This window comes from Enterobacter sp. 22452, assembly GCF_052045065.1.
Classification (GTDB): Bacteria; Pseudomonadota; Gammaproteobacteria; order Enterobacterales; family Enterobacteriaceae; genus Enterobacter; species Enterobacter mori.
Window position 1 is genome coordinate 257,892 of record NZ_JBQEOB010000004.1, and the last position, 25,426, is coordinate 283,317.

Consider the following 25,426-nt stretch of genomic DNA (forward strand, 5'->3'; position numbering starts at 1 on the left):
CGGAGCACGCTATGGATACCTGGATTTACCTCTCTCAGGGGTTCGCGGTAGCGATGACCCCGGAAAACCTGGTGATCGCCCTGATCGGCTGCTTCGTGGGCACGATCGTCGGCCTGCTGCCCGGTCTTGGTCCGATTAACGGCGTGGCGATACTTCTGCCGCTAGCCTTTGCCCTGCACCTGCCAGCTGAATCCGCCCTGATCTTACTGGCGACGGTGTATATCGGCTGCGAGTACGGCGGACGCATCTCCTCCATACTGCTGAACGTGCCCGGCGATGCCGCCGCCATTATGACCGCGCTCGACGGTTATCCCATGGCGCAACAGGGACGCGGCGGCGTGGCGCTCTCCATTTCTGCCGTCAGCTCGTTCTTCGGTTCGCTGATTGCCATTGGCGGCATCATTCTGTTCGCCCCTGCGCTGGCCCAGTGGTCGCTGGCGTTTGGCCCGGCGGAGTATTTTGCACTGATGGTGTTCGCTATTGCCTGCCTCGGCAGCATGATGGCGCAAAACCCGCTCAAATCGTTTTTGTCCGCGCTGATTGGCTTAGGGTTAGCCACCGTCGGTGTGGATGCCAACACCGGTGTTTATCGCTTTACCTTCGACAGCGTTCACCTGTCCGACGGCGTGCAGTTTATCGTCGTCGTGATTGGCCTGTTCTCTGTCTCAGAAATCTTACTGATGCTGGAACATACCAGCAGCGGGCAGACGCTGGTGCGCAAAACCGGCCGCATGCTCTTTAATGCCAAAGAGGGGGCGCAGTGTGTAGGTGCTACCCTGCGTTCGTCGGTGATTGGTTTCTTCGTCGGCATCCTGCCCGGCGCGGGGGCGACCATCGCCAGCGCCATCACCTACATGACCGAGAAAAAGCTGAGCGGCAACAGCGACAGCTTCGGTAAGGGCGATATACGCGGCGTGGCGGCGCCAGAGGCGGCCAATAACGCCTCGGCCTGCGGCTCGTTTATCCCGATGCTAACGCTCGGCGTGCCCGGCTCCGGCACCACGGCGGTGATGATGGGCGCGCTGACGCTCTATAACATCACCCCGGGTCCGGCGATGTTCACCGAGCAGCCGGACATCGTCTGGGGCCTGATTGCGGCACTGCTGATCGCCAACGTGATGCTGCTGGTGATGAACATCCCGCTGATCGGTCTGTTTACCCGCATGCTGACCATTCCCCTTTGGTTCCTGGTGCCCGCCATTGCGGCGGTCTCTGCGGTTGGGGTGTACGCGGTGCACAGCACCACCTTCGACCTGGTGCTGATGGTGCTGCTCGGCGTACTGGGGTATATCCTGCGCAAGATGCACTTCCCGATGTCGCCGCTGATTTTAGGCTTTGTGTTGGGCGAAATGCTGGAGCAGAACCTGCGCCGCGCCCTCTCCATTAGCAATGGCAATATGTCGATACTGTGGGAGAGCAGCGTGACGAAGATCCTGCTGGCCATGGCGATCATGGTGATTGTGGTGCCGCCGGTTCTGCGCCTGCTGCGTCGACGCCAGCGCAAGCCTCAGCCGGACGTCGGCTAATTAGCCCCTCAGCAGGGCATTGACCCACTGTTTTAACGCCTGGCGGGAGATTTTTATCCCGCCATTTTTTAGCTCTGCGGGCAGCACCAGCCAGTGTACCGGCTGTTCAAAACGCGCCAGCCTGCCCTGGATCCAGTCAGGGAATTGCGCGATATCCGTTCCCGGCTCGCACTCCACCACCGCCACCGGACGCTGTCCGAACTCGGCGTCGTCCAGCGGGACGATAAACACCTGGCTTATCTGCGGATGCGTGGCGATAACGCGCTCCAGCGATTCGGGTTGGATCCCCTCTCCTCCGCTGAAAAAGAGGTTGTCCATACGACCTAAAATCGTCAGACGACCGTTGCGCCATTCCCCGCGATCGCGGGTGGCAAACCAGCCCTGCGCGTTAGTGAGCGGAAGAAGCGCACCGTCTCGCCAGTAGCCCGCCGCCATGCTTTGCGCTTTGATCCAGATTTCCCCCTCAACCAGCTTCACTTCCCGACCCGGCAGGGCGGTTCCCACATCCGGCTCGCCGTCCGCCGCTTTCGCGCAAACGGTAGAGGCGAACTCCGTCAGGCCGTAACCGCAGAAGGTACGAATGTCCTGCTCCCGCGCCTTTTCGGTCAGTTCAACGGGAATTGCCGCTCCGCCGAGCAGAACGGCTTTCAGCGCAACGTGGTGTTGAGTATGAAGCAAACGCCACAGCTGGGTCGGCACCAGCGACGCGTGCGTGCAGCCCTCCAACGCCTGCTCCAGCGGCTGCTTCTTGCGCACGGTCAAGCGCCCGCCCGCCAGCAGCCAGCGCCACAGAATCCCCTGACCAGAAACGTGAAACAGCGGCAGCGACAGCAGCCAGTCGTCGTCCCCGCCGTAAGGCATCAGCGCCAGCACGCCTTGCGCGCTCGCAAGATGCGCCGCGCAGGTGTGAACCGCCGCTTTTGGCAACCCCGTCGAGCCAGAGGTTAACGTCATGGAAGCCAGGCGATCCGGCTGCCACGCGGCCGCATATTCCCCTGCGAGTTCTGACAGGCTAAGGGCAGAGAGCCCGTCAAACGCGCCGTCCAGCACCAGCGCATGGCGCAGCGTCATCTGCGGGAGCAGGACGTCCAGCAAGGGGCGCGGAAGCTGGGGATTGACCGGCAGAATGCGCGCACCGCACTGCAGCAGCGCAAGCCACACCAGCAGCGTTTGCGGGTGGTTATGGGCGAGCAGCATAACGCCGTCGCCCTCCTGCACGCCCTGACGATGGAACCCGGCGGCAAGGCTATCGATGCGCGCACAAAGCTGTTGCCAGGTGAGAACATCGTCGTCCAGGCGCAGCGCGGGTTTTTCCGCACGCTGCGTGCGCCAGTGCCGCCACGGCCAGTCGGTAAAACTCATAGCAGCGGCTCCAGCGCCTCAACGTCGAGACACGGCAGTATGCTGTCCGGCCACTGACGAATAAGCTGCGTTTGCATCAAGCTTAACGTGTCGAGGCCAGGGATGGTCTGCGGCGTGAGCCAGGCCGCTATGCGCGCCAGCTGCATCAGCCCAAGGCTGGACTCAATGGACGAACTGATCACCGCCGTCAGCCCCAGGGCGTGCGCAGCCGCGACCTGCTCACGCACCTTGTCCAGGCTGCCGGTCAGCGTCGGCTTAATGACCACCGCATTCACGCCCGGCTCGGCGACAAATTCAAAATCGGCTTCGCGCAGGCTTTCATCCCAGGCAATCGCGATGCCCGTTTCACGGGCAAAGGCGCGGGAGTCATCCCGCGTTTTGCACGGTTCTTCCAGAAACGCGATGCGGTTGCGGTAGGCCGGGTTGACGTACTTCGCGAACTGCTGCGCCTTAAGCGGCGTCCAGGCGCGGTTGGCATCCAGCCGCAGGCGCAGGTCCGGTATCGCTTCCAGCAGCAGGTTGGCGACCATCCCGTCACGCACCGCTTCGTAAAGGCCAACTTTGATTTTCGCCACTTTCTCGCCGGGCATGGCGGAGAGCAGCGCGAACAGTTCGTCCGGATCGCCGGTACAGAGCGGCGCCGCGCGGTAGTTAGCTTCCTGAGGCAAGCTGCCGTCAAGCTCCGCCAGCGCACAGCTGATGCCGAATGCAGCGGAAGGCAGGTCCGGCAGGGCCGGATTAGCGCCTTCACGCCACGCGCGCGCCCAGGCCAGCAGCGCCGCCTGCGCGTCATCCAGCGACTCCAGGCTAAAGCCCGGCAGAGGTGAAATCTCGCCCCAGCCTTCCCGCTCGCCCTGCCGGAGATGCACGAAGAGTCCGTCACGGGTTTTTAACCGCCGCTCGCGCAGCACCACGCCCGCGTCCATCGGTATCTGCCAGCGGTAAACCTGAGCGCGACGCATTAAGGGTTCCGTTTGTATTTGCTGAAGTCCGGCTGGCGTTTTTCGTTAAACGCGTTGCGTCCTTCCTGACCCTCTTCGGTCATGTAGAACAGCATGGTGGCGTTACCCGCCAGCTCCTGCAGACCCGCCTGTCCGTCACAATCGGCGTTGAGGGCCGCCTTCAGGCAGCGCAGCGCCATTGGGCTGTTTTGCAGCATTTCGCGGCACCAGCGCACGGTCTCTTTTTCCAGATCGGCAATTGGCACCACGGTATTCACCAGGCCCATATCCAGCGCTTCCTGCGCGTTGTACTGACGGCACAGGAACCAGATTTCACGCGCTTTTTTCTGCCCAACGATGCGTGCCATGTAGGACGCACCCCAGCCGCCGTCGAAGGAGCCGACTTTCGGGCCAGTCTGGCCGAAGATGGCGTTTTCAGCGGCAATGGTCAGGTCGCACATCATGTGCAGCACGTGGCCGCCGCCGATGGAGTAACCAGCCACCATCGCGACAACCGGTTTTGGACAGGTACGGATCTGGCGCTGGAAATCGAGGACGTTCAGGTGGTGCGTACCCGCATCATCCTGGTATCCGCCGTAGTCGCCACGCACTTTCTGATCGCCGCCGGAGCAGAACGCTTTGTCACCTTCACCGGTCAGGACAATCACGCCGATGTTGTCGTCATAGCGCGCGTCGGCCAGCGCCTGAATCATCTCTTTCACGGTCAGCGGACGGAACGCGTTACGTACCTGCGGACGGTTGATGGTGATTTTGGCGATGCCGTCGGTGGACTTGTGGTAACGAATGTCGGTGTAGCCTTCGGAGCAGTCCTGCCATTCAACCGGGGCGTAGAGCATGTGTTCATCAGGATAGATCATAGAGTGTCCTTTGTTCGAAGACGCAGTATCTGAGCCAGACTCGCGGCAACCGCGCCGGGGTTTTCCCGGTGGGCGTTGTGTCCGGCGTGAGGAATAACCTGGCGTTCGGCGTTCAGTTCGGCGGCGATGGCCGAAAACTTCTCGTCGCGTTCACCATAGAGATAATAAAAAGGGGCGTTGCACGCGCTCAGCGCAGAACGCAGGTCGGGCTGCACGGCCAGCGAGGTGGCTTCAAGCATTGCAGCCAGATTCACACCGTTGTTCCGGCTACGCAGGGCAATCAGTTCGCCGCGCTGCGCATCCGTAAGAGAGGCAAACACCGGCTGCTGATACCAGTCGGCAAAGACGTCAGGGAGCGGTTCATCACGAAAACGCGTCGCCCAGCGGCGATCGGACGCCAGCCGCGCCTCTCGCGAGCCCGCATCCTGCAGCCCAGGATGACCGCCTTCTACGACAATGCCGCATAAGCCCTTTGGCTGCTGGCAAGCATGAAACATCGCAATGCGGCCGCCGAGAGAGTACCCCACCAGCCAGTAGTTAAGTATGTTGTAACTAAGTAAGGTGCTGGCAAGTAAATTGCTGAGATCGTTAAACCCGGCGACGCTGACACCGGCAGATTCGCCGTGTCCCGGCAGGTCGAGATACAGCCGGGGATATTCGCGCAATGACTCCCCGACAGCCTGCCACTCGCGGCAATCGCCGGAAAAGCCGTGCAGAAAGACAAGCCAGGGGTAACCCGGCTTACCGTTATGCTGCACGCCAGCCAGGGTCACAGGTGGCTCACCTGCGCCAGCAGATTTTGCAGCTTCTGCGCGCCGTCAGCATCGTTCACCACCAGCTCAATAAGCGTGGTGCCCGGCTGCCGCCAGGCGCTGCTTAACGCCGTATCCAGCTGTTCCCAGTTTTCAGGACGATGATACTTGAGGCTGAACATGGCGGCGGCATGCTCGAACTGCACGTTTTGCGGCATCAGGTAGAAGCGTTCGCGCTCGCTCTGCGGCGTCGGCAGCAGGGAGAAAATCTGCCCGCCGTTGTTGTTCACCACAATCAGCACAAAGGGCGCGGAGACCTGACGCAGCAGCGCCAGCGCGTTGAGGTCATACAGTGCAGAGAGGTCGCCCACAATCGTCAGCGTCGATTTCGCACTGGCGCGCTGCACGCCTGCCGCCGTGGAAATCAGCCCGTCGATGCCGCTGGCTCCGCGGTTGCTGTAAACCGGATAGCCTGCGGGCAGCTTAGAGAAGGCATCAATGAGGCGGACTACCAGGCTGTTGCCGACAAACAGCTGCCCCTGCTCGGGCAGATAGTGGCGAATACGGTGCGCAAGCTCGGCTTCACCAAAACCTTCGCACTGCGCGTTGGTGAGCTCCCACGCCTGGCGCGAGAGTTCCGGGATCGCCACCGCCCAGGGTTTACGCTTTTCTGCCGGATGCAGTTCCAGCCAGCTATCAATCTCGCTCACCAGACGACGACCGCGATGGTGCGCCGGGTCGAGCCGCCCCTCCAGCGGATCCACCAGCCAGTACTCTTCCGGTGTGCAGGTAGCCTGCCACTGCAACAGACGCTTCCCGGTGAGGCTGGAGCCGATCTGGACCACAATCTGTGCCTGCGCCAGTTCGGTGACCGCTTTGGCATTACCCAGCCAGAGATCGGCGCACGGCAGCGGCTGACCGGTCTGGGAAAGCACGTCGCCAATCAACGGCCAGCCGAGAGTTTGCGCCCATTCGGCGACCAGCTTGCCTTCAGCCGCGCTCATGCGACCGGCAATCACCACGCCGCGCTTCTGTCGCCAGAAGAACCAGTCGCGCTGTTTCGCGCTTTCCAGGTGCGTCTGCTCGCGCAGCCAGGGTTTTTCGCTCTCCCACCAGTCGCCGAGCTGCTGCTGCCAGGCCAAACCGGTGTCATTCAGTTCACCGTAGAGCGGCTCGGCAAACGGGCAGTTGATATGCAGCGCGCCGCTGCGCAGCGAGCCCATCGCGTGGTCAAGGGTCGAAACCAGCCAGCTTGCCGGAATATCCTGAGTTGGACGCGGCAACGAGACCGTCTGCGAAGGATGAGATGCGAAAATACCCGGCTGGCGGATCGCCTGATTGGCACCGCAGTCGATAAGTTCAGGGGGACGATCGGCCGTCAGCAGGATCAATTTTTCACCGGTTAACCCGGCTTCGATGAGCGCCGGATAGAGGTTCGCTACCGCGGTTCCGGAGGTGACAATCACCGCGACGGGGGCGCTGCTGGCTTTCGCCAGCCCTAAGGCCAGATGACCCAGACCGCGCTCGTCAAAATGGGTGTGGTGAATAAAGGCCCGGTTTTCAGCCGCCGCCAGCGTCAGCGGCGTGGAGCGGGAGCCCGGTGCAATACACACGTGCCTGACGCCATGGCGGGTCAGGGCTTCGAGGATCACCGTCGCCCAGCGTCGGTTAAAAGAACTTACTGACATGAGTTTGTCCGGTATCAAGAATGCGACACAGTATAAATAATAGAAAAATTTGGAATTTTGATATGAATCGGGAATGCGCGAATCAGTATTAATCCCTAAGGAGCAGAGAACGCAGCCCGGCGGCTTTGTTTTCTATCTCCTGCCACTCCTGTTCCGGGTCAGACCCGCTGACGATACCCGCCCCGGCGTAGAGCCGCAGCGCCGCGCCGTGGACGCGTGCAGAGCGCAGCGCCACGCAGAATTCGCTTTGCTCAGGCGATAAATACCCGGCCGATCCGGCATACCACTCGCGGTCAAAAGGTTCCACATTCTGGATAAACGCACGCGCCGCCTGGCGCGGTAGCCCGGCCACCGCCGCCGTCGGCTGCAGAACGTGCAGGCACTGTTCATCGTCAGCGTGTTTGAGCTCGGTCCAGATACAGCGCCGCAGATGCTGCACCTTCCGCAACCGCACGACCTGCGCTGGCAGCACCTCCAGCGTTTGAGTGTGATGCTGCAAGCGCTCGCAGATGTCCTCTACAACCAGCATATTCTCACGCTGATTTTTATCGTCTTTCATCAGCCAGTCGCCCAGACGCCGGGCCTGAGCGTCATCCGCGTGGCTGGCGACGGTGCCAGCCAGCGCTTCGGTGCGCAGCAACGTGCCGCGCCGACGCCACAGACGCTCGGGCGTAGAGCCCAGAAACGCGTTGCTGGCATCGAAAACCATGCAGAAGTGGTAGCAGTTCAGGTTGAGCGCGCGGCTGGCTGCCATCAGGGCAGCGGCATTTACCGGCTGATGGCATTGCAGATCGGTGGCGCGGGCGAGGACCACTTTTTCAAAATCACCGTGCGCGATAGTCTCCGTTGCCTGACGTATAAGGCGCAGCCATTCCGGTTTTTGCGGCTGGTGCGTTTCGCCTTCCACCTGAACGGACAGCGGGCGGATCGGTTTGGCGTCCTGAAGACTGCCTAAAAACCGCTGTGCCACCTGCGCATCGTCCTGAAGGGAACACTCACTCCACAGCTGCAGGCGCAGGGTGGCAACGCCGCCTGAACGTCGCCAGAGCAGGCGCGGTAAAAACAGGCTGCCCTTTTCCGGAGTAAAGGCGTTCAGGCCGCAAATGCGGGTGTCACTGGCTGCATGCTGCGTATGCAAAAACTGCGAGGCCAACGCAAGAGAAGAAAAATGGATAACGGCACCCAGCGCGGCCAGCTCTTCATCGCCGCTACGCTGCTGCCAGTAAAATTGGGGATAGCATTGCTGAGCACCCAGCCAGGCCAGGGGATCGAATGCGTCGTTTAACGGGAAAGAGACGTCGAAATGACGTAAACCGGGTGTTGCGGGTAACGCTTGCGCCAGCCGTGTGCGCAGTTGCTCCAGCGCGAGGAATATCGAATGCACGCGAACCTCTCCCTGTTAAAACCTCGTATTATACGGGGTACCATAAGAAATATCAGTACCCACGTATAGGGAGTGGTTAACCGTTTAAAACGCTGTTAACGACGGGCTAAGAGCAGCCCCAGTACCAGCCCGACGGCAGCACCGGCACCAATGCCTTGCCACGGTTTTTCATGCACGTAATCATCGGCACGATAAACCGCTTTTTTCGCGCGATAGTAGTAATTATCAGACGCATGGCTGACGCGGTTTTTCACTTCATGCAGTGCTTTTTCGGCACGCGCTTTAAGCTCAATATATTTCTGATCGGCAGGGTCGCCGGACGAACGTAACACCTCTTCCAGCGTCTCGCTCAGCAAGGCCAGGTCGTCGTCGATACGGGTATCCCAGGATTGAAATGACATATTTTTCTCCATGTTGTTACACCAGTCCGCTAACTATAGCCAACGACTCGCCATTACGCCTGCTTCGTTTCCCTCGCCATGCCGATATGCGGAATGCCATCTTCGTCATACACATCCGTCACTGGCGCAAAGCCAAAGTGCCCATAAAAGGATTGAAGATGCGCCTGCGCGCCGAGGTATAACGCCTTGTCTGGCCACTGTTTTTCGCACGATGCCAGGGTTTTCTCCATCAGCTGATAGCCCAGTTTTTCACCGCGCGCTTTATCGCTGATGATGACGCGGCCAATCACCACCGGCTCGAAATCGTCGTCGCTTTTCAGAATCCTCGCATACGCCACCAGCTCGTTTTCGCGCCAGCCGAGGATATGACGGTTCTCGCCGACGAGGTCATCGCCATCGATGTCCTGATACGGGCAGGTTTGCTCAACAACAAAGACTTCGCAACGCAGCTTCAACAGGGCATACAGTGAATGAACGGTGAGTTCGCTATGGTGTAAATCTTGCCACTGGATCATGTCTGTCTCCTTCCTGGGGTTCATCACGTTATACTAGACCCCTCCCCGTTCGGCAAAGGGCTGATTGCGTTATGGAACTGATTTTTCTGGGTACGTCCGCTGGCGTGCCAACCCGCTCACGAAACGTGACGGCGATCCTGCTGGATCTTCATCACCCCACCCGCGGCGGTCTGTGGCTGTTTGACTGCGGTGAAGGCACGCAGCACCAGCTGCTGCGTACCGCTTATCATCCGGGCAAGCTGGATAAAATTTTTATTACCCATCTGCACGGTGACCACCTTTTCGGCCTGCCCGGCCTGCTCTGCAGCCGCTCGATGGCCGGTAATGCCAACCCGCTGACGATTTACGGGCCGGCGGGTATTCGGGAATTTGTTGAAACGACGCTGCGCCTGAGCGGCTCGTGGACGGATTATCCGCTCGACGTGGTGGAGATCGCCGAAGGCCTGGTCTTCGACGATGGCGCGTATACCGTCACTGCCCAGCCGCTTAATCATCCGGTTGAGTGTTACGGCTATCGCATTGAAGAGCACGACAAACCCGGCGCGCTCGACGCCGCGGCCCTCATCGCTGACGGCATAAAGCCAGGCCCGCTGTTCCAGCGCCTTAAACAGGGAGAAACCGTCACGCTGGAAGACGGGCGCGTGGTGAACGGTCAGGACTACCTCGCGGCGCCGCAGCCGGGGAAAAAGCTGGCGATCTTTGGCGATACCGCGCCGTGCCCTTCCGCCCATCTGCTTGCACAGGGCGTAGATGTGATGGTGCATGAAGCGACGCTTGAAACGGCGATGGAAGAGAAAGCCAACAGCCGGGGCCATAGCTCGACGCGTCAGGCGGCGCAGCTTGCCCGTGACGCGGGCGTCGGGAGATTGATCGTCACTCACGTTAGCTCTCGCTACGACGCGCGGGGATGTGCAAGCCTGCTGGCAGAGTGCCGTCACGTGTTCCCGGCGTGTGAGCTGGCGGAAGATTTCACTCAGGTCAGCGTTTAGTCCTTCATTTTTCTCTCAGGATGCCGATAACGATTAAAAGGTCAGCATTTCTCTTGAGGGTAGAATGGATAATTTCCAGAAAGATATTGATGACAGGGCGAATCTGACCCTGTCGAACCGTTTTGAACTGTTGCTGTTCCGTCTTGGCACCTCTCTGAACGAAAATAAGTCCGAGCTGTTTGGCATTAACGTGTTCAAGCTTCGCGAAATTGTGCCGATGCCGGAGTTCACCAAACCCGCGGGCATGAAGTCTCCGCTGATGGGGATGGTGAATATTCGCGACCAGGTGATCCCGGTGATTGACCTGGCCGCCGTGGCCGGATGCAAGCCGACGACCGGACTGAACATTCTGCTGATCACCGAATACGCCCGCAGCGTGCAGGCGTTTGCCGTGGAGTCCGTTGAGAACATCATGCGTCTCGACTGGAAGCAGGTTCACGCGGCCGAAACCGCCGTCAGCGGGCGCTATATCACCAGCATCGCCTGTCTGGACGAAAAGACCGATACCAACGATCTGGCGATGGTGCTGGACGTTGAGCAGATCCTGTACGACATTACCCCGGCTAACCACGATCTGCACGCGACCAATCTGAAAACCACCAAATTCAACATCAAACCCGGTGCCGTCGCGATTGTCGCGGAAGATTCCAAAGTGGCACGCTCAATGCTGGAGAAAGGCCTGCAGGCGATGGAAATCCCCGCGCAGCTGCACATTACCGGCAAAGACGCATGGGAGAAAATTGGCATACTGGCGGCACAGGCGCAGGCTGAAGGGGTTCCCATCACCGATAAAATCGCACTGGTGCTGACCGACCTGGAAATGCCAGAGATGGATGGTTTTACGTTAACGCGCAAAATCAAAACCGATCCGTTCCTGAAGGATATTCCGGTGGTGATCCACTCGTCTCTGTCCGGCAACGCCAACGAAGACCATATTCGCAAAGTGAAGGCCGACGGGTATGTGGCGAAGTTTGAGCTGAACGAGCTGTCGTCAGTGATTGAGGAAGTGCTGGACCGCTCGATGAAGAAGATTGACGGGCCGTTGATTAGCAGGAAGCAGCTGGCTTAAGTCTGGTGCGGGCTGGTGCCCTCACACCGTCCCTCTCCCACGGGGAGAGGCCGAAAACCATAAAAAAACCCGCCGAGGCGGGTTTTTTGTTTTTACATTAATGGCATCGCTCGCTGCACGATATCAATCAGCGGCTGCGGATAGATACCGAAGATCAGCACCAGCAGCGCAGAGATAAGCACCACGATACCACCGGCGCTGTACTGCCAGTTGGTCGGTGCATCGCGGTTAAGCTGCTGAGGCGCGCTCAGGTACAGGCTCACGGCCACGCGCAGGTAGTAGTAGAGGCCAATCGCGGAGCCGATAACGACACCCGCCGTCAGCCACCACAGACCCGCATGAACACCGACTGCCAGCACGTAGAACTTACCGATAAAGCCCAGCGTCATCGGGATACCCGCCAGCGAGAGCATCATTACGGTCATCACAGCAGACAGAATCGGACGGTGCCAGAACAGACCACGGTAGGAGAACAGTGAATCCGCATCCGGACCACGGTACGGGCTGGACATCAGGCTCACCACGCCGAACGCGCCGAGGCTGCTGAACAGGTAACCCGCCAGATACACGCCCACGGCTTCCATCGACATCTCGCCGCTCTGCAGCGCAATCAGCGCCACCAGCAGGTAACCCAGGTGTGAGATAGACGAGTAGCCCAGCAGACGCTTGATGTTGGTCTGGCTCAGCGCCATCAGGTTACCGAAGATGATAGAGACGAACGCGATAATGCCCAGCACCACGCGAACCGCTTCGCTGTCACCTACCGGTGCGTACAGGAACAGACGCATCACCACACCGAAGATAGCGATTTTGCTCGCTGTCGCCAGGAAGGTCGACACCGGAGCCGGTGCGCCCTGGTATACGTCTGGCGTCCACAGGTGGAACGGCACCAGAGAGAGCTTGAAGCCGAGACCAACAATCATCATGCCCAGACCCGCCAGCAGCAGCGGCTCGTGCAGCATGCCGTCGCCGAGGCTCTTGCCGATGGCCAGGAAGGAGAGATTACCCGTCTGTGCGTACAGCAGCGCGATACCGAACAGCAGGAACGATGAGGCAGCAGCGGACAAGATGGTGTACTTGATCGCCGCTTCCAGAGAGCGTTTCTGGCGGAAGGCGTAACCAATCAGACCGAACAGCGGGAGTGAGATCAGCTCAATACCGAGGAACAGCGCGGCCAGGTGGTTCGCGTTCGCCAGCAGAATGCCGCCCAGTGCGGCAATCAGTACCAGCAGGTAAAACTCTTCTTTGTTGTCGTTGTAGCCTTCAAGCCACGGGTACGCAAAGGTGCAGGTTGCCAGGCTCGCCAGCAGAACCAGACCGGTGTACAGCATGGCGTAACCGTCAACGCGCATCAGCGGCGTGACGTCCATCGCGCCCGCCTGGCCAACAAACCAGAGGGAGACTAACGCAGCGTTCAGACCCAAAACGGACAGGGTCGCATTCAGGAAGTGATTGCGTCGCCACGCAATGGAGAGCATCACAACCACCACCGTCAATCCGACGATCAGCAGCGGTAGCAGCGCGATCAGTTGTTGTGGAGTTATTGTCATGGCGAATTACGGCCTTGTAGTAGAAGCAGAATTAACAAACCACTGCTGGATGTTGCCCATCGCGCTATGCGATGTATCCAGAATCGGCTGCGGATAGAAGCCCAACAGCACCAGCAGTACGACCAGCAGCAGGATGATGAACAGCTCACGCAGCGACATCCCCGGCAGTTCTTGTGCAGCAATTTCGCTCTTCGCTTTACCGAAGTAAGCGCGGTGCAGCATCGCCAGCGAGTACACGGAAGCGAACACCAGACCAAAGGTGGAGATGACGGTAATCATCGGAACCACTTTGAAGCTGCCGAACAGAATCATAAATTCGCCGACGAAGTTACCGGTGCCCGGCATACCCAGGGTGGCAACCGCGAAGAACATAGAGAGCGCTGGCAGCCATTTCATTTTGCCCCACAGGCCGCCCATCATACGCATGTCGCGAGTGTGCAGACGTTCGTACAGCTGACCGCACAGGATGAAGAGACCCGCAGCGGACAGGCCGTGCGCAATCATCTGAATGACCGCGCCCTGGTACGCCAGCTGGCTGCCGGTGTAGATCGCAATCAGCACGAAGCCCATGTGGGAAACGGAGGTGTAGGCAATCAGACGCTTGATGTCGTACTGCGTGAAGGCCATCCACGCGCCGTAGAAGATACCGATCACGCCGAGCCACATGGCAATTGGTGCGAATTCAGCGGAGGCATTCGGGAACAGCGGCAGTGCGAAACGCAGCAGACCGTAGGCCGCCGTTTTCAGCAAGATGCCCGCCAGGTCAACGGAACCCGCCGTCGGTGCCTGAGAGTGCGCGTCTGGCAGCCAGCCGTGCAGCGGAACCACCGGCATTTTCACCGCGAAGGCGATGAAGAAGCCCAGCATCAGCAGGTATTCCACGCCGTGAGACATCGGGGTCTTCAGCAGCTCTTCATAGTTGAAGGTCCAAACACCGGTCGCATTGTAATGCACGAACACCAGCGCCAGGATGGCAATCAGCATTACCAGACCGCTCGCCTGGGTATAGATGAAGAACTTGGTTGCCGCCGTGATACGCGTTTTACCGTCGGACGCCTTATGGCCCCACAGCGCGATCAGGAAATACATCGGCACCAGCATCATCTCCCAGAAGAAGAAGAACAGGAACATGTCGATGGCAAGGAACACGCCGATCACGCCGCCCAGGATCCACATCAGGTTCAGGTGGAAGAAGCCCTGGTATTTTTCGATTTCTCGCCAGGAGCAAAGTACCGCCAGAACGCCGAGCAGACCGGTCAGCACCACCATCAGCAGCGACAGACCGTCAATCGCCAGGTGGATCGTAATGCCGAAACGTGGGATCCACGGCAGGATAAACTCCGACTGCCACTGCGGAATGCCCGCAGACTGGGTCAGTGAGTAACCGCCCTGCAACCAGAGTTGCAGGCCAAGCGCGAGCGTCAATCCCATAGTGATCAGCGCGATCCAGCGCGGCATCTTCACGCCAAAGCGTTCAGTCTGCCAGCACAGGAAGCCGCCGATGAAGGGAATTAATATTAGCCAGGGTAGTAACATGGCGATTTTTATTCCTTGTTAAAGTCCCTAAGGGACCGATTTTCAACAAATTCGACAAAATTCACGCGTTAGTGCGGTTTGTTGTGTCGGGTGGCGCTTACGCTTACCCGACCTACGCTCTCGTAGGCCCGGTAAGCGCAGCGCCACCGGGCAAAACCACTATCGCAACACCATCAGCAGCGCCAGCACGACAACCGCACCGATGCTCATGGATGCCACATACCAGCGCAGATAACCGTTCTCGCTGTACAGCAGGCCTTTACCTGCAAAGCGGGAGAGGATCGCCGGGATATTCATCAGGCTGTTCAGCGGGTCGCGTTTTACCAGCCACGCGATGCCCAGGAACGGCTTAACGAAGATCATGTCGTACAGCCAGTCGAAGCCCCACGCGTTGTACCACCAGGTGCCCAGCAGACGGCCCGTCGCACTGTTGGCAACGGCAGTCACCAGCGTACGTTTACCCAGCCACAGCCATGCAGCAATCAGGATGCCCGCGATAGCAACCACGCCGGAGGTGATTTCAAGCGTCAGAACGCGACCGTGCTCAAGCTCGGTTGTCGCCGGGAGTACGCCCTGCAGCGGTGGCACAATCATCGCGCCAACGAAGGTGGAGAGTACCAGCAGCACAATCAGCGGCAGGTGATGGGTGATCCCCTTCCCTGCGTGAGCGTGAATTTGTTCTTTACCGTGGAATACGATGAAAATCATACGGAAGGTATACAGGGAGGTCATGAACGCACCGACCAGACCCGCAACCATCAGATTGATATGACCATTCGCCATGGCACCCGCAAGGATTTCGTCCTTACTGAAGAAGCCCGCGGTGATCAGCGGCAGTGCCGCCAGCGCCGCGCCGCCCACCAGGAAGCAGACGTACACCAGCGGGATAGACTTACGCAGTCCGCCCATCTTGAAGATGTTCTGCTCGTGATGGCAGGCCAGGATCACCGAACCGGATGAGAGGAACAGCAGCGCTTTAAAGAACGCGTGCGTCATCAGGTGGAAAATGGCTGCGTCCCACGCCTGAACGCCCAGCGCCAGGAACATGTAACCAATCTGGCTCATGGTGGAGTACGCGAGAACGCGTTTGATGTCGGTCTGCACCAGTGCGGCAAAGCCTGCCAGCACCAGCGTCACCGCACCGACGATACCCACCAGATGCAGAATTTCCGGGGTCATCAGGAACAGGCCATGGGTACGCGCAATCAGGTAGACACCCGCGGTGACCATGGTCGCAGCGTGGATCAGCGCGGAGACAGGCGTTGGACCCGCCATCGCGTCGGCCAGCCATGTCTGCAGCGGCAGCTGCGCGGATTTACCCACAGCACCACCCAGCAGCATCAGCGTTGCCCACCACAGCATATTGTTGCCTGCTTCGAAGTGCGCCGGTGCCAGTTCCACCATTTCGCGGAAGTTCAGCGTGCCCAGTTCGTTATAGAGAATGAACAGCGCGAAAGCGAGGAACACGTCACCCACGCGGGTCACGACGAACGCTTTCATGGCCGCTGCGCCATTCTTCGGATCGGTGTAGTAGAAACCGATCAGCAGGTAAGAACACAGACCCACGCCTTCCCAGCCCAGGTACATCAGCAGCAGGTTATCGGCCAGCACCAGAACCACCATGCTGGCGATAAACAGGTTGGTGTAGGCGAAGAAGCGGGAGTAGCCCTCTTCACCGCGCATATACCATGAGGCGAACATGTGGATCAGGAAGCCCACGCCGGTGACAACGGAGAGCATGGTCAGAGACAGACCATCCAGCACCAGGTTGAAACCGATGTTGAAATCACCGACCGACATCCACGTCCACAGCGGCACGCTGAAGGGCTGACGTCCGTTGTTAAAGAAGTCGATACCCGCATACGCTGTGACCAGCGCAGCCAGACCGATTGAGCCGATACCCACGGTCGCAGACAGATTCTCAGACCAGCGGCCGCGAGAAAACGCCAGCAGCACGAAGCCAATCAGCGGAAAAATAATGGTTAAGGCAAGCATGTTCATCCACGCAACTCACTTACTGAATCGATGTTCAGGTTCTGGCGGCGACGATGGAGCTGCAGCAACAGCGCCAGGCCAATACTCGCTTCGGCAGCCGCAAGGCTGATGGCGAGAATGTACATCACCTGACCGTCGGCCTGGCCCCAGTAGCTCCCGGCGACCACGAAGGCCAGCGCGGAGGCGTTAATCATGATTTCCAGACCAATCAGCATAAACAGCAGATTGCGGCGGATAACCAGACCGGTTAAGCCCAGAACGAACAAAATCGCAGCGAGGATCAGTCCATGTGTTAAGGGGATCATGCGCGCTCCTCCGTTTTTCTTTTCGCGCGGTCATCAGTGCGGTTGCTCAGCACCTCGCCAACACGCTCTTCACGGCCGACGTGGAAGGCAACAACCAGACCTGCCAGCAGCAGCATTGACGCCAGTTCAACCGCCAGAACGTAAGGGCCAAACAGAGCAATACCGACTGTCTTAGCGCTGATTGGCGTACCGTCGATGCCCTGATCGTTCACGCCCAGAATGGCGTAAACAATCACCACCAGCATGATGGCCGACAGAATTGCCGGACCAATCCACACCTGCGGTTTTAACCACTGACGTTCCTGCTCAATTTCAGAACCGCCCAGGTTCAGCATCATCACCACGAACACGAACAGCACCATGATGGCACCGGCGTAGACGATGATTTCCAGCGCACCGGCGAAGTGCGCGCCCAGCGCAAAGAACACCCCGGAAATGGCCAGCAGCGAAATGATTAAGTACAGTAGCGCATGCACCGGATTGGTGTGCGTGATCACTCGCAGCGTAGCCAGGATGGCGATAAGGCCACAGATATAAAAAGCGAATTCCATTGCCCTCTCCTTACGGTAACAGGCTCTTGACGTCGATAGGCTTAGCTTCGTTCTCTGCTTCGCCCTTATCTTTGCCGTCGATTGCCATACCCGCCATCCGGTAGAAGTTATATTCCGGGTATTTGCCCGGACCGGAAATCAGCAGATCCTCTTTCTCGTACACCAGGTCCTGACGCTTGTACTCACCCAGTTCGAAGTCTGGAGTCAGCTGAATCGCCGTGGTTGGGCACGCTTCTTCACACAGACCGCAGAAGATGCAGCGTGAGAAGTTGATGCGGAAGAACTCAGGGTACCAGCGGCCATCTACCGTCTCGGCTTTTTGCAGAGAGATACAGCCTACCGGGCACGCTACCGCACACAGGTTACAGGCAACGCAGCGCTCAGAACCGTCCGGATCGCGCGTCAGCACGATACGGCCACGGTAGCGCGGCGGCAGATATACCGGCTCTTCCGGGTACATCTGGGTTTCGCGTTTGGCAAACGCGTGCAGGCCGATCATCCAGATACTGCGTACCTGGGTGCCGAAACCTACTAATAATTCTTTTAAGGTCATGGTCTAAAGCCCCTTATGGCTGCTGCCAGAGAATGACAGCCGCCGTTACCAACAAGTTGACGAGCGTCAGCGGCAGGCACACTTTCCAGCCGAAGGACATTACCTGGTCATAACGCGGACGCGGTAAGGACGCACGAATCAAAATGAACATCATCATAAAGAACGCGGTTTTCAGCGCGAACCAGATGAACGGCGGTAAGAACGGGCCATGCCAGCCACCAAAGAACAGCGTTACCATCAACGCGGAAATGGTGACGATACCGATGTACTCGCCCACGAAGAACAGACCGAATTTCATACCGGAATATTCAATGTGATAACCGTCGGCCAGTTCCTGTTCGGCTTCTGGCTGGTCAAACGGGTGACGGTGACACACCGCCACGCCCGCGATAGCAAAGGTAATAAACCCAAAGAACTGCGGGATAACGTTCCAGATGTCGGCCTGGTTGTTGACGATGTCGGTCATGTTAAATGAACCGGCCTGCGCCACCACGCCCATCAGGGAGAGACCCAGGAACACTTCGTAGCTCAGCGTCTGCGCGGAAGCACGCATTGCACCCAGCAGCGAGTATTTGTTGTTACTGGACCAGCCTGCGAATAGCACCGCGTAAACCGCGAGGCCTGCCATCATCAGGAAGAACAGAATGCCGATGTTCAGGTCAGCGACCACCCAGGTCGGGCTGACCGGAACGATAGCAAACGCCAGCAGCAGCGAGGTGAAGGCGATCATCGGTGCCAGAGTAAAGATCACGCGGTCCGAGAAGCGCGGGATCCAGTCCTCTTTAAAGAACATCTTGATCATGTCCGCCACAAGCTGGAGTGAACCACCCCAGCCCACGCGGTTCGGTCCGTAACGGTTCTGGAACAGACCGAGCAGACGACGTTCACCAAAGCTCATGAACGCGCCGCAGGTGACCACCACCAGCAGAATCACAACCGCTTTCAGAATGCTCAGCAGGATGTCGATAAGATCCGGCGTTAACCAACTCATGCTTTTGCCTCCTGCAGGTTATCAAGACGCGCACCCGCCAGTACCGGCGCGATGCCAGGCATACCCATTGGCAGACCCACCTGCCCTGCTGTCAGACCTTCAGAAATAATCAGCGGCAGGCTGATTGTCTGGCCGTCATAGCTAAAGGCAATGTTCGCGCCCGCGTTAACGCCAAGCTTCGCGGCATCCGCCGGGTTGAGCTTAATGTATGGCTGCGGCATGCGGGTCTGGAAGACCGGTGAACGCTGGGACAGCTCGTCGCTACCGAACAGATGGTAGTACGGCGCGATACGCCAGTTGCCATCCTGGGCCTGGAAGCTCGCCGGTACGGTGGTGAAGAAGTCCAGACCGGTTTCGGAGGCTTCAATCAGACGCACGCCCGGATCGCCGTGGCGCAGGGAACCACCCACTTCAGCCTGGAACTTGTTCCATGCCTGCGGGGAGTTCCAGCCTGGCGCCCATGCGAATGGGATTTGCGAACGCGGCGCAGACGGCTGGTTGTTCCCTTCCATTGAGAAGGCGAACATCGTGTCTTTATCCTGCGGCTGGCGCGGTTCGTGTACGCTGATATTGGCGCGCATTGCGGTACGACCGCTGTAACGGTGCGGTTCACGCGCCAGTTTCTGGCCGCGAATGCGGAAGCTTGCTTCAGGCGCGGCATCTTTAATGCCTGCCAGCTGAGGCAGTTTTTCGACGACCGCGTCGATAACGTGGTCGAGCTGCGTCCAGTCCACTTCACGGCTCTGCACGGTGCTGTGCAGGGAGTGCAGCCAGCGCCAGCTTTCCAGCATCACGGTGTTGCTGTCGTAGTACGCCGGGTCATAAACCTGGAAGAAACGCTGTGCGCGGCCTTCGTTGTTGATAACGGTACCGTCGCTTTCTGCGAAGCTTGCCGCAGAGAGCACCAGGTGCGCTTTATCCATAATCGCCGTGCGCTGATGGTCAATCACCATCACCAGCGGCGCTTTGGAGAGCGCGGCGTCAACGCGAGCAGCAGAGGCATGGCGATGCAGATCGTTTTCCAGCACCACAACGGCGTCAGCAGAACCGGATTCCAGTTCGCTTAACGCTGCTTCCAGCGAGCCGCCGCCAATCATACCCAGACCGATGCTGTTCACCGCACGGGCAATCATGGTCACACCGACGTCCGCTCCGCGGCCTTTCAGGGCTTTGGCAACGTTGGCTGCCGCCTGAATGATCTCGGCGCTACCGGCGTTGGTCCCGGAAATAATCAGCGGTTTTTTCGCACCGGCCAGGGCCTGAACAATCACGTCGACCTTGTTCTGCAGGTCACGATCCAGCTCAACGGCCGGAGAGTTGCTGTCCAGCGCGTGGGCAATCGCAAAGCCAAGACGCGCCTGATCTTCAACCGGTGCGCAGTAGGTCCACGCCGCGATATCGTCCAGACGGGTATTGTCAACGTTGGTCACAAACAGAGGATGCTTCGCGCGCTGACCGATGTTCAGGATTGCCGCAATCTGCCAGTCGGCCACTTTCTGCGCCGCTGCCATTTCACGTGCTTTACCCTTCACCGCCTGACGAACCGCCAGAGCCGCGCGTGCGCCGGTCTGCGTCAGGTCTTCACCCAGCACCAGAACCGCATCATAAGATTCAATTTCGCGCAGCGCAGGGGTGTGGACACCGCCTTCACGCAGCACTTTCAGTACCAGCTGCAGACGTTCCTGCTCGCCCTGAGCGATACCGGTATAGAAGTTTTCCGCCCCAACCAGCTCGCGCAACGCGAAGTTGCTTTCGATACTGGCGCGCGGGGAGCCGATACCGATCACTTTCTTCGACTGGCGCAGAATATCTGCCGCACCCTGCATCGCCTGTTCAGCGTTCAGGGTAATGAAGTCGTCGCCACGGCGCTGAACCGGCTGACGCGGACGGTCTTTCAGGTTGACATAGCCATAGCCGAAACGACCACGGTCGCAGAGGAAGTAGTGGTTAACGGTACCGTTATAACGGTTTTCGATACGGCGCAGTTCGCCGTAACGCTCACCCGGGCTGGTGTTACAGCCGAGGGAACACTGCTGACAGATGCTTGGCGCAAACTGCATGTCCCATTTACGGTTGTAACGCTCGGAGTGGGTTTTATCCGTGAATACGCCGGTCGGGCAGATTTCTACCAGGTTACCGGAGAATTCGCTTTCAAGCGTACCGTCTTCCGGACGACCGAAGTAGACGTTGTCATGTGCGCCATACACGCCCAGATCCTGACCGTCTGCGTAGTCTTTGTAGTAACGCACGCAACGGTAGCAGGCGATGCAGCGGTTCATTTCGTGAGAGATGAACGGCCCCAGATCCTGATTACGGTGGGTACGCTTGGTAAAGCGATAGCGACGGAAGCTGTGACCGGTCATGACGGTCATATCCTGAAGGTGGCAGTTACCGCCCTCTTCACAAACCGGACAGTCGTGCGGGTGGTTGGTCATCAACCATTCCACCACGCTTTCGCGGAACTGTTTCGCTTCTTCGTCATCAATCGAAATAAAGGTGCCTTCGGTGGCTGGCGTCATACAGGACATCACCAGGCGACCACGCGTGTCTTCCGCGTTTTGATATTGCTTCACCGCACACTGGCGGCAAGCACCGACGCTGCCCAGCGCCGGATGCCAGCAAAAGTACGGAATATCGAGGCCAAGAGACAGACAAGCTTCCAGCAGGTTGTCCGCCCCGTTGACTTCGTATTCTTTGCCGTCTACATGAATCGTAGCCATTAGCATGCTTCCAGTTGTCTCGAATTGCTTCGAGCGTTAATCAAAATTCTGTTTTTACCAGCGCGCTTTCAGCAGGTTCGGCTGAATACCATTGATTGAATGGGTATTGCTGAACGGCTGCTTGATGCCTGCTTCGAATTCGTCGCGGAAATATTTAATCGCGCTCTGCAGCGGCTCTACGGCACCCGGTGCGTGGGCACAGAAGGTTTTGCCTGGGCCTAAGAATCGACACAGTTGCTCAAGTGTCTCGATATCGCCAGGCTGGCCTTCGCCACGTTCGATTGCACGCAGGATCTTCACGCTCCACGGCAGACCGTCACGGCACGGTGTACACCAGCCGCAGGACTCGCGGGCGAAGAACTCTTCCAGGTTACGCACCAGCGAGACCATGCCGATCTCGTGGTCGACGGCCATCGCCAGCGCCGTACCCAGACGGCTGCCTGCTTTACCAATGCTTTCGAATTCCATCGGCAGATCGAGGTGGGCTTCGGTCAGGAAGTCAGTCCCTGCCCCACCCGGCTGCCAGGCTTTGAATTTCAGGCCATCGCGCATGCCGCCCGCGTAGTCTTCAAGAATTTCGCGTGCGGTGGTACCGAACGGCAGTTCCCAGACGCCAGGATTTTTAACGCGACCAGAGAAGCCCATCAGCTTGGTACCGGCATCTTTGCTTGAGGAGATGCCCTGATACCACTCCACGCCGTTGGCGAGAATAGCCGGAACGTTACACAGGGTTTCGACGTTGTTTACGCAGGTCGGTTTACCCCATACGCCGGAGCTTGCCGGGAACGGTGGCTTAGAGCGCGGGTTCGCACGGCGGCCTTCCAGAGAGTTAATCAGCGCGGTTTCTTCACCGCAGATGTAACGCCCGGCACCGGTGTGCACGAACAGTTCGAAGTCAAACCCGGTGCCCAGGATGTTTTTCCCAAGCAGACCCGCTTCGGTGGCTTCGGCAATCGCGCGACGCAGGTTTTCTGCCGCTTCGATGTACTCACCGCGCAGGAAGATGTAGCCACGGTACGCTTTCAGCGCAAACGCGGAGATCAGCATGCCCTCCACCAGCAGGTGCGGCAGCTGCTCCATCAGCAGGCGGTCTTTATAGGTGCCCGGCTCCATTTCATCGGCGTTACACAGCAGGTAACGGATGTTCATGGATTCGTCTTTCGGCATCAGGCTCCACTTCAGACCGGTGGAGAAGCCCGCACCGCCGCGCCCTTTCAGGCCAGAATCTTTTACCGCGTTAACGATGTCGTCCGGCGCCATGCCGCCAAGGGCTTTACGCGCACCGGCATAGCCGTTTTTGCTTTCGTATTCTTCAAGCCATACCGGCTGTTTATCATCGCGCAGACGCCAGGTCAGCGGATGCGTCTCAGCAGTACGAATTACAGTTTTCATTTGTACTGCTCCAGCAGGTCAGGAATCGCTTCCGGCGTCAGATGGCTGTGAGTGTCCTCATCAATCATCATGGTCGGCCCCTTGTCGCAGTTACCCAGGCAGCAGGTCGGCAGCAGAGTAAAGCGTCCATCGAACGTGGTCTGGCCCGGCTTGATATTGAGCTTCTTCTCAATCGCAGCCTGAATGCCCTGATAGCCGGTGATGTGGCAGACAACGCTGTCACAATAGCGGATCACATGGCGGCCAACCGGCTGACGGAAGATCTGGCTGTAGAACGTGGCTACGCCTTCTACGTCACTTGCCGGAATACCCAGCACTTTTGCGATCTCGTAGATCGCCCCATCCGGCACCCAGCCACGCTGTTTCTGTACGATTTTCAGCGCTTCAATGGACGCCGCACGCGGGTCTTCGTAGTGGTGCATCTCGTGCTCAATAGCGGCACGTTCTGCTTCACTCAGCTCAAAAGCCTCGGTCTGTGGTTGTTGATTCTCGTGCATAATTAGCGGTCCACATCTGACATAACAAAATCGATACTACCCAGATACACAATCAGGTCGGAGACCAGACTGCCGCGAATGGCGGCCGGGATCTGTTGCAGGTGCGCGAAGCTTGGCGTACGCACGCGGGTACGGTAGCTCATGGTGCTGCCGTCGCTGGTCAGGTAGTAACTGTTGATACCCTTGGTCGCTTCAATCATCTGGAAGGATTCTTGCGCCGGCATGACCGGACCCCAGGAAACCTGCAGGAAGTGGGTGATCAGGGTTTCGATATGTTGCAGCGTGCGCTCTTTCGGCGGCGGCGTAGTCAGCGGGTGATCCGCTTTGAACGGGCCTTCCGGCATGTTGTTGAGGCACTGCTCAAGGATGCGCAGACTCTGGCGCAGCTCTTCCACTTTCAGCATCACGCGGGTGTAGCAGTCGGAAACACCGCCGCCCACCGGGACTTCAAAGTCGAAGTTCTCGTAGCCAGAGTAAGGACGGGCTTTACGCACGTCGAAATCAATACCGGTCGCACGCAGACCTGCACCTGTCGTCCCCCACTCCAGCGCTTCTTTCGCGCCGTAGGCAGCAACGCCCTGAGAACGACCTTTCAGGATGGTGTTACGCAGCGCGGCTTTCTCGTAAGACGCCAGACGTTTTGGCATCCAGTCGAGGAATTCACGCAGCAGACGGTCCCAGCCGCGCGGCAGATCGTGTGCCACACCGCCGATGCGGAACCAGGCCGGGTGCATACGGAAACCGGTAATTGCTTCCACCAGATCGTAGATTTTCTGACGGTCGGTAAAGGCGAAGAATACCGGGGTCATCGCGCCGACGTCCTGAATGAACGTGGAGATGTACAGCAGGTGGCTGTTGATACGGAACAGTTCTGACAGCATGACGCGAATCACGTTAACGCGATCCGGCGTGGTGATACCCGCCAGTTTCTCAACGGCCAGCACATATGGCATTTCGTTGACGCAGCCGCCGAGGTACTCGATACGGTCGGTATACGGAATGTAGCTGTGCCAGGACTGACGCTCGCCCATCTTCTCAGCACCACGGTGGTGGTAGCCGATATCAGGCACGCAGTCGACAATCTCTTCGCCGTCAAGCTGAAGAATAATACGGAATGCACCGTGCGCAGACGGGTGGTTTGGACCGAGGTTGAGGAACATGAAGTCCTCGTTTTCGGTACCGCGCTTCATGCCCCAGTCTTCCGGCTTGAAGGTCAGCGCTTCCATCTCCAGGTCCTGCTTGGCTTTGGTCAGCTCAAACGGGTCGAATTCGGTTGCACGTGCCGGGTAGTCTTTACGCAGCGGGTGGCCGGTCCAGGTCTGCGGCATCATGATGCGCGTCAGGTGCGGGTGGCCGTCAAAGGTCATGCCGAACATTTCCCAGGTTTCACGCTCGTACCAGTTCGCGTTCGGGAAAAGTTTGGTGATCGTCGGCAGATGCATGTCGTTTTCAGACAATGCCACCTTGAGCATGATATCCGTATTACGGTCTATTGAGATCAGGTGGTAGAAAACGGAAAAATCCGCAGCAGGGAGACCCTGGCGGTGAGTACGCAGACGTTCATCCATGCCGTGTAAGTCAAACAGCATGACGTAAGGTTTCGGCAATTTCTTGAGGAAATCGACCACTTCCAGTAATTGTTCACGCTTCACCCAAACAACGGGTACCCCGGTGCGGGTGGCCTGAACAGTAAAGGCATCCGGCCCAAAACGGTTGCGCAGTTCGCCAACGACTGGGTCATCGAGATGATCCCGTGTCTGCCAGGCGGCTTCTTGCGCGGTTAAGTCGGTCATATTGTTCACCATTGCAAATGGTCCGTGGTGACTGTTAA

At 58.6% G+C, this 25,426-nt stretch carries 22 protein-coding genes; 3 read left to right on the forward strand and 19 right to left on the reverse strand.

Annotated features, from left to right (window positions below; all coding sequences use genetic code 11):
• Positions 1 to 11: 11 nt before the first annotated feature.
• Positions 12 to 1,526, forward strand: a complete 1,515-nt coding sequence (locus ACTJJA_RS13765; protein WP_100165837.1) for a tripartite tricarboxylate transporter permease — start codon at positions 12 to 14, stop codon at positions 1,524 to 1,526.
• Here the strand turns inward: ACTJJA_RS13765 and menE are convergent, their stop codons facing one another.
• The 8 genes from menE to ACTJJA_RS13805 all read right to left on the reverse strand — a co-directional run bounded on the left by menE (position 1,527) and on the right by ACTJJA_RS13805 (position 9,447).
• Positions 1,527 to 2,888, reverse strand: coding sequence for an o-succinylbenzoate--CoA ligase (menE, locus tag ACTJJA_RS13770; protein WP_440668469.1), 1,362 nt, complete (start codon positions 2,886 to 2,888; stop codon positions 1,527 to 1,529).
• Positions 2,885 to 3,850 (reverse strand): o-succinylbenzoate synthase, encoded by a 966-nt coding sequence (menC, locus tag ACTJJA_RS13775; protein ID WP_440668470.1) that lies wholly within the window; start codon positions 3,848 to 3,850, stop codon positions 2,885 to 2,887. Before menC ends, menE begins: the two co-directional genes overlap by 4 nt.
• Positions 3,850 to 4,707 carry a 1,4-dihydroxy-2-naphthoyl-CoA synthase gene (gene menB / locus ACTJJA_RS13780; protein ID WP_010433380.1) on the reverse strand — a complete coding sequence of 286 codons (858 nt, stop codon included), beginning with the start codon at positions 4,705 to 4,707 and terminating at the stop codon, positions 3,850 to 3,852. Before menB ends, menC begins: the two co-directional genes overlap by 1 nt.
• Entirely contained in the window at positions 4,704 to 5,480 is a 777-nt protein-coding gene (menH, locus tag ACTJJA_RS13785; protein WP_440668471.1) for a 2-succinyl-6-hydroxy-2,4-cyclohexadiene-1-carboxylate synthase, read from the reverse strand. Before menH ends, menB begins: the two co-directional genes overlap by 4 nt.
• Positions 5,477 to 7,147, reverse strand: coding sequence for a 2-succinyl-5-enolpyruvyl-6-hydroxy-3-cyclohexene-1-carboxylic-acid synthase (menD, locus tag ACTJJA_RS13790; protein ID WP_440668472.1), 1,671 nt, complete (start codon positions 7,145 to 7,147; stop codon positions 5,477 to 5,479). Before menD ends, menH begins: the two co-directional genes overlap by 4 nt.
• A gap of 88 nt (positions 7,148 to 7,235) precedes the next feature.
• Entirely contained in the window at positions 7,236 to 8,531 is a 1,296-nt protein-coding gene (menF, locus tag ACTJJA_RS13795) for an isochorismate synthase MenF (RefSeq protein ID WP_440668473.1), read from the reverse strand.
• Between the two features lie 95 nt (positions 8,532 to 8,626).
• A complete protein-coding gene (gene elaB / locus ACTJJA_RS13800; protein ID WP_029485146.1) occupies positions 8,627 to 8,932 on the reverse strand; it encodes a stress response protein ElaB in 306 nt (101 codons plus the stop codon).
• Between the two features lie 53 nt (positions 8,933 to 8,985).
• Positions 8,986 to 9,447, reverse strand: coding sequence for a GNAT family N-acetyltransferase (locus ACTJJA_RS13805; RefSeq protein ID WP_010433368.1), 462 nt, complete (start codon positions 9,445 to 9,447; stop codon positions 8,986 to 8,988).
• A gap of 71 nt (positions 9,448 to 9,518) precedes the next feature.
• Here ACTJJA_RS13805 and rbn point away from each other — a divergent pair, with 71 nt between their 5' ends.
• Positions 9,519 to 10,436 carry a ribonuclease BN gene (rbn, locus tag ACTJJA_RS13810; RefSeq protein WP_420984936.1) on the forward strand — a complete coding sequence of 306 codons (918 nt, stop codon included), beginning with the start codon at positions 9,519 to 9,521 and terminating at the stop codon, positions 10,434 to 10,436.
• 64 nt (positions 10,437 to 10,500) lie between these two features.
• A complete protein-coding gene (locus ACTJJA_RS13815) occupies positions 10,501 to 11,505 on the forward strand; it encodes a chemotaxis protein (RefSeq protein ID WP_440668474.1) in 1,005 nt (334 codons plus the stop codon).
• Positions 11,506 to 11,597: 92 nt separating this feature from the next.
• Here ACTJJA_RS13815 and nuoN read toward each other — a convergent pair whose 3' ends face one another.
• The 11 genes from nuoN to nuoC all read right to left on the reverse strand — a co-directional run bounded on the left by nuoN (position 11,598) and on the right by nuoC (position 25,400).
• Positions 11,598 to 13,055: an NADH-quinone oxidoreductase subunit NuoN gene (nuoN, locus tag ACTJJA_RS13820; protein ID WP_010433361.1), complete on the reverse strand. Its 1,458-nt coding sequence runs from the start codon at positions 13,053 to 13,055 to the stop codon at positions 11,598 to 11,600.
• Between the two features lie 6 nt (positions 13,056 to 13,061).
• Entirely contained in the window at positions 13,062 to 14,591 is a 1,530-nt protein-coding gene (nuoM, locus tag ACTJJA_RS13825) for an NADH-quinone oxidoreductase subunit M (protein ID WP_089597916.1), read from the reverse strand.
• A gap of 159 nt (positions 14,592 to 14,750) precedes the next feature.
• Entirely contained in the window at positions 14,751 to 16,592 is a 1,842-nt protein-coding gene (gene nuoL, locus ACTJJA_RS13830) for an NADH-quinone oxidoreductase subunit L (RefSeq protein ID WP_440668475.1), read from the reverse strand.
• Complete coding sequence (gene nuoK / locus ACTJJA_RS13835) at positions 16,589 to 16,891, reverse strand: NADH-quinone oxidoreductase subunit NuoK (protein ID WP_006176506.1); 303 nt, start codon at positions 16,889 to 16,891, stop codon at positions 16,589 to 16,591. The genes nuoL and nuoK overlap by 4 nt, the downstream gene beginning before the upstream one ends.
• Positions 16,888 to 17,442: an NADH-quinone oxidoreductase subunit J gene (gene nuoJ, locus ACTJJA_RS13840; RefSeq protein ID WP_010433354.1), complete on the reverse strand. Its 555-nt coding sequence runs from the start codon at positions 17,440 to 17,442 to the stop codon at positions 16,888 to 16,890. The genes nuoK and nuoJ overlap by 4 nt, the downstream gene beginning before the upstream one ends.
• Positions 17,443 to 17,452: 10 nt before the next feature.
• Positions 17,453 to 17,995, reverse strand: a complete 543-nt coding sequence (nuoI, locus tag ACTJJA_RS13845; protein ID WP_010433353.1) for an NADH-quinone oxidoreductase subunit NuoI — start codon at positions 17,993 to 17,995, stop codon at positions 17,453 to 17,455.
• 13 nt (positions 17,996 to 18,008) lie between these two features.
• A complete protein-coding gene (gene nuoH / locus ACTJJA_RS13850) occupies positions 18,009 to 18,986 on the reverse strand; it encodes an NADH-quinone oxidoreductase subunit NuoH (RefSeq protein WP_010433351.1) in 978 nt (325 codons plus the stop codon).
• The gene (gene nuoG / locus ACTJJA_RS13855) at positions 18,983 to 21,706 is read right to left on the reverse strand and encodes an NADH-quinone oxidoreductase subunit NuoG (protein ID WP_126816631.1); all 2,724 of its coding nucleotides are present in this window, start codon (positions 21,704 to 21,706) and stop codon (positions 18,983 to 18,985) included. Before nuoG ends, nuoH begins: the two co-directional genes overlap by 4 nt.
• A 54-nt stretch (positions 21,707 to 21,760) precedes the next feature.
• A complete protein-coding gene (gene nuoF / locus ACTJJA_RS13860; protein ID WP_089597913.1) occupies positions 21,761 to 23,098 on the reverse strand; it encodes an NADH-quinone oxidoreductase subunit NuoF in 1,338 nt (445 codons plus the stop codon).
• The gene (gene nuoE / locus ACTJJA_RS13865) at positions 23,095 to 23,595 is read right to left on the reverse strand and encodes an NADH-quinone oxidoreductase subunit NuoE (RefSeq protein ID WP_006176513.1); all 501 of its coding nucleotides are present in this window, start codon (positions 23,593 to 23,595) and stop codon (positions 23,095 to 23,097) included. The genes nuoF and nuoE overlap by 4 nt, the downstream gene beginning before the upstream one ends.
• 2 nt (positions 23,596 to 23,597) lie before the next feature.
• Entirely contained in the window at positions 23,598 to 25,400 is a 1,803-nt protein-coding gene (gene nuoC, locus ACTJJA_RS13870) for an NADH-quinone oxidoreductase subunit C/D (RefSeq protein ID WP_089597912.1), read from the reverse strand.
• Positions 25,401 to 25,426: the final 26 nt, after the last annotated feature.

Excerpts from the sequence above, each read along its gene's own strand:
- ACTJJA_RS13765 (WP_100165837.1), top strand. The coding sequence starts at position 12 with ATGGATACCTGGATTTACCTCTCTCAGGGGTTCGCGGTAGCGATGACC.
- menE (WP_440668469.1), bottom strand. The coding sequence starts at position 2,888 with ATGAGTTTTACCGACTGGCCGTGGCGGCACTGGCGCACGCAGCGTGCG.
- menC (WP_440668470.1), bottom strand. The coding sequence starts at position 3,850 with ATGCGTCGCGCTCAGGTTTACCGCTGGCAGATACCGATGGACGCGGGC.
- menB (WP_010433380.1), bottom strand. The coding sequence starts at position 4,707 with ATGATCTATCCTGATGAACACATGCTCTACGCCCCGGTTGAATGGCAG.
- menD (WP_440668472.1), bottom strand. The coding sequence starts at position 7,147 with ATGTCAGTAAGTTCTTTTAACCGACGCTGGGCGACGGTGATCCTCGAA.
- elaB (WP_029485146.1), bottom strand. The coding sequence starts at position 8,932 with ATGTCATTTCAATCCTGGGATACCCGTATCGACGACGACCTGGCCTTG.
- ACTJJA_RS13805 (WP_010433368.1), bottom strand. The coding sequence starts at position 9,447 with ATGATCCAGTGGCAAGATTTACACCATAGCGAACTCACCGTTCATTCA.
- rbn (WP_420984936.1), top strand. The coding sequence starts at position 9,519 with ATGGAACTGATTTTTCTGGGTACGTCCGCTGGCGTGCCAACCCGCTCA.
- ACTJJA_RS13815 (WP_440668474.1), top strand. The coding sequence starts at position 10,501 with ATGGATAATTTCCAGAAAGATATTGATGACAGGGCGAATCTGACCCTG.
- nuoN (WP_010433361.1), bottom strand. The coding sequence starts at position 13,055 with ATGACAATAACTCCACAACAACTGATCGCGCTGCTACCGCTGCTGATC.
- nuoM (WP_089597916.1), bottom strand. The coding sequence starts at position 14,591 with ATGTTACTACCCTGGCTAATATTAATTCCCTTCATCGGCGGCTTCCTG.
- nuoL (WP_440668475.1), bottom strand. The coding sequence starts at position 16,592 with ATGAACATGCTTGCCTTAACCATTATTTTTCCGCTGATTGGCTTCGTG.
- nuoK (WP_006176506.1), bottom strand. The coding sequence starts at position 16,891 with ATGATCCCCTTAACACATGGACTGATCCTCGCTGCGATTTTGTTCGTT.
- nuoJ (WP_010433354.1), bottom strand. The coding sequence starts at position 17,442 with ATGGAATTCGCTTTTTATATCTGTGGCCTTATCGCCATCCTGGCTACG.
- nuoI (WP_010433353.1), bottom strand. The coding sequence starts at position 17,995 with ATGACCTTAAAAGAATTATTAGTAGGTTTCGGCACCCAGGTACGCAGT.
- nuoH (WP_010433351.1), bottom strand. The coding sequence starts at position 18,986 with ATGAGTTGGTTAACGCCGGATCTTATCGACATCCTGCTGAGCATTCTG.
- nuoG (WP_126816631.1), bottom strand. The coding sequence starts at position 21,706 with ATGGCTACGATTCATGTAGACGGCAAAGAATACGAAGTCAACGGGGCG.
- nuoF (WP_089597913.1), bottom strand. The coding sequence starts at position 23,098 with ATGAAAACTGTAATTCGTACTGCTGAGACGCATCCGCTGACCTGGCGT.
- nuoE (WP_006176513.1), bottom strand. The coding sequence starts at position 23,595 with ATGCACGAGAATCAACAACCACAGACCGAGGCTTTTGAGCTGAGTGAA.
- nuoC (WP_089597912.1), bottom strand. The coding sequence starts at position 25,400 with ATGGTGAACAATATGACCGACTTAACCGCGCAAGAAGCCGCCTGGCAG.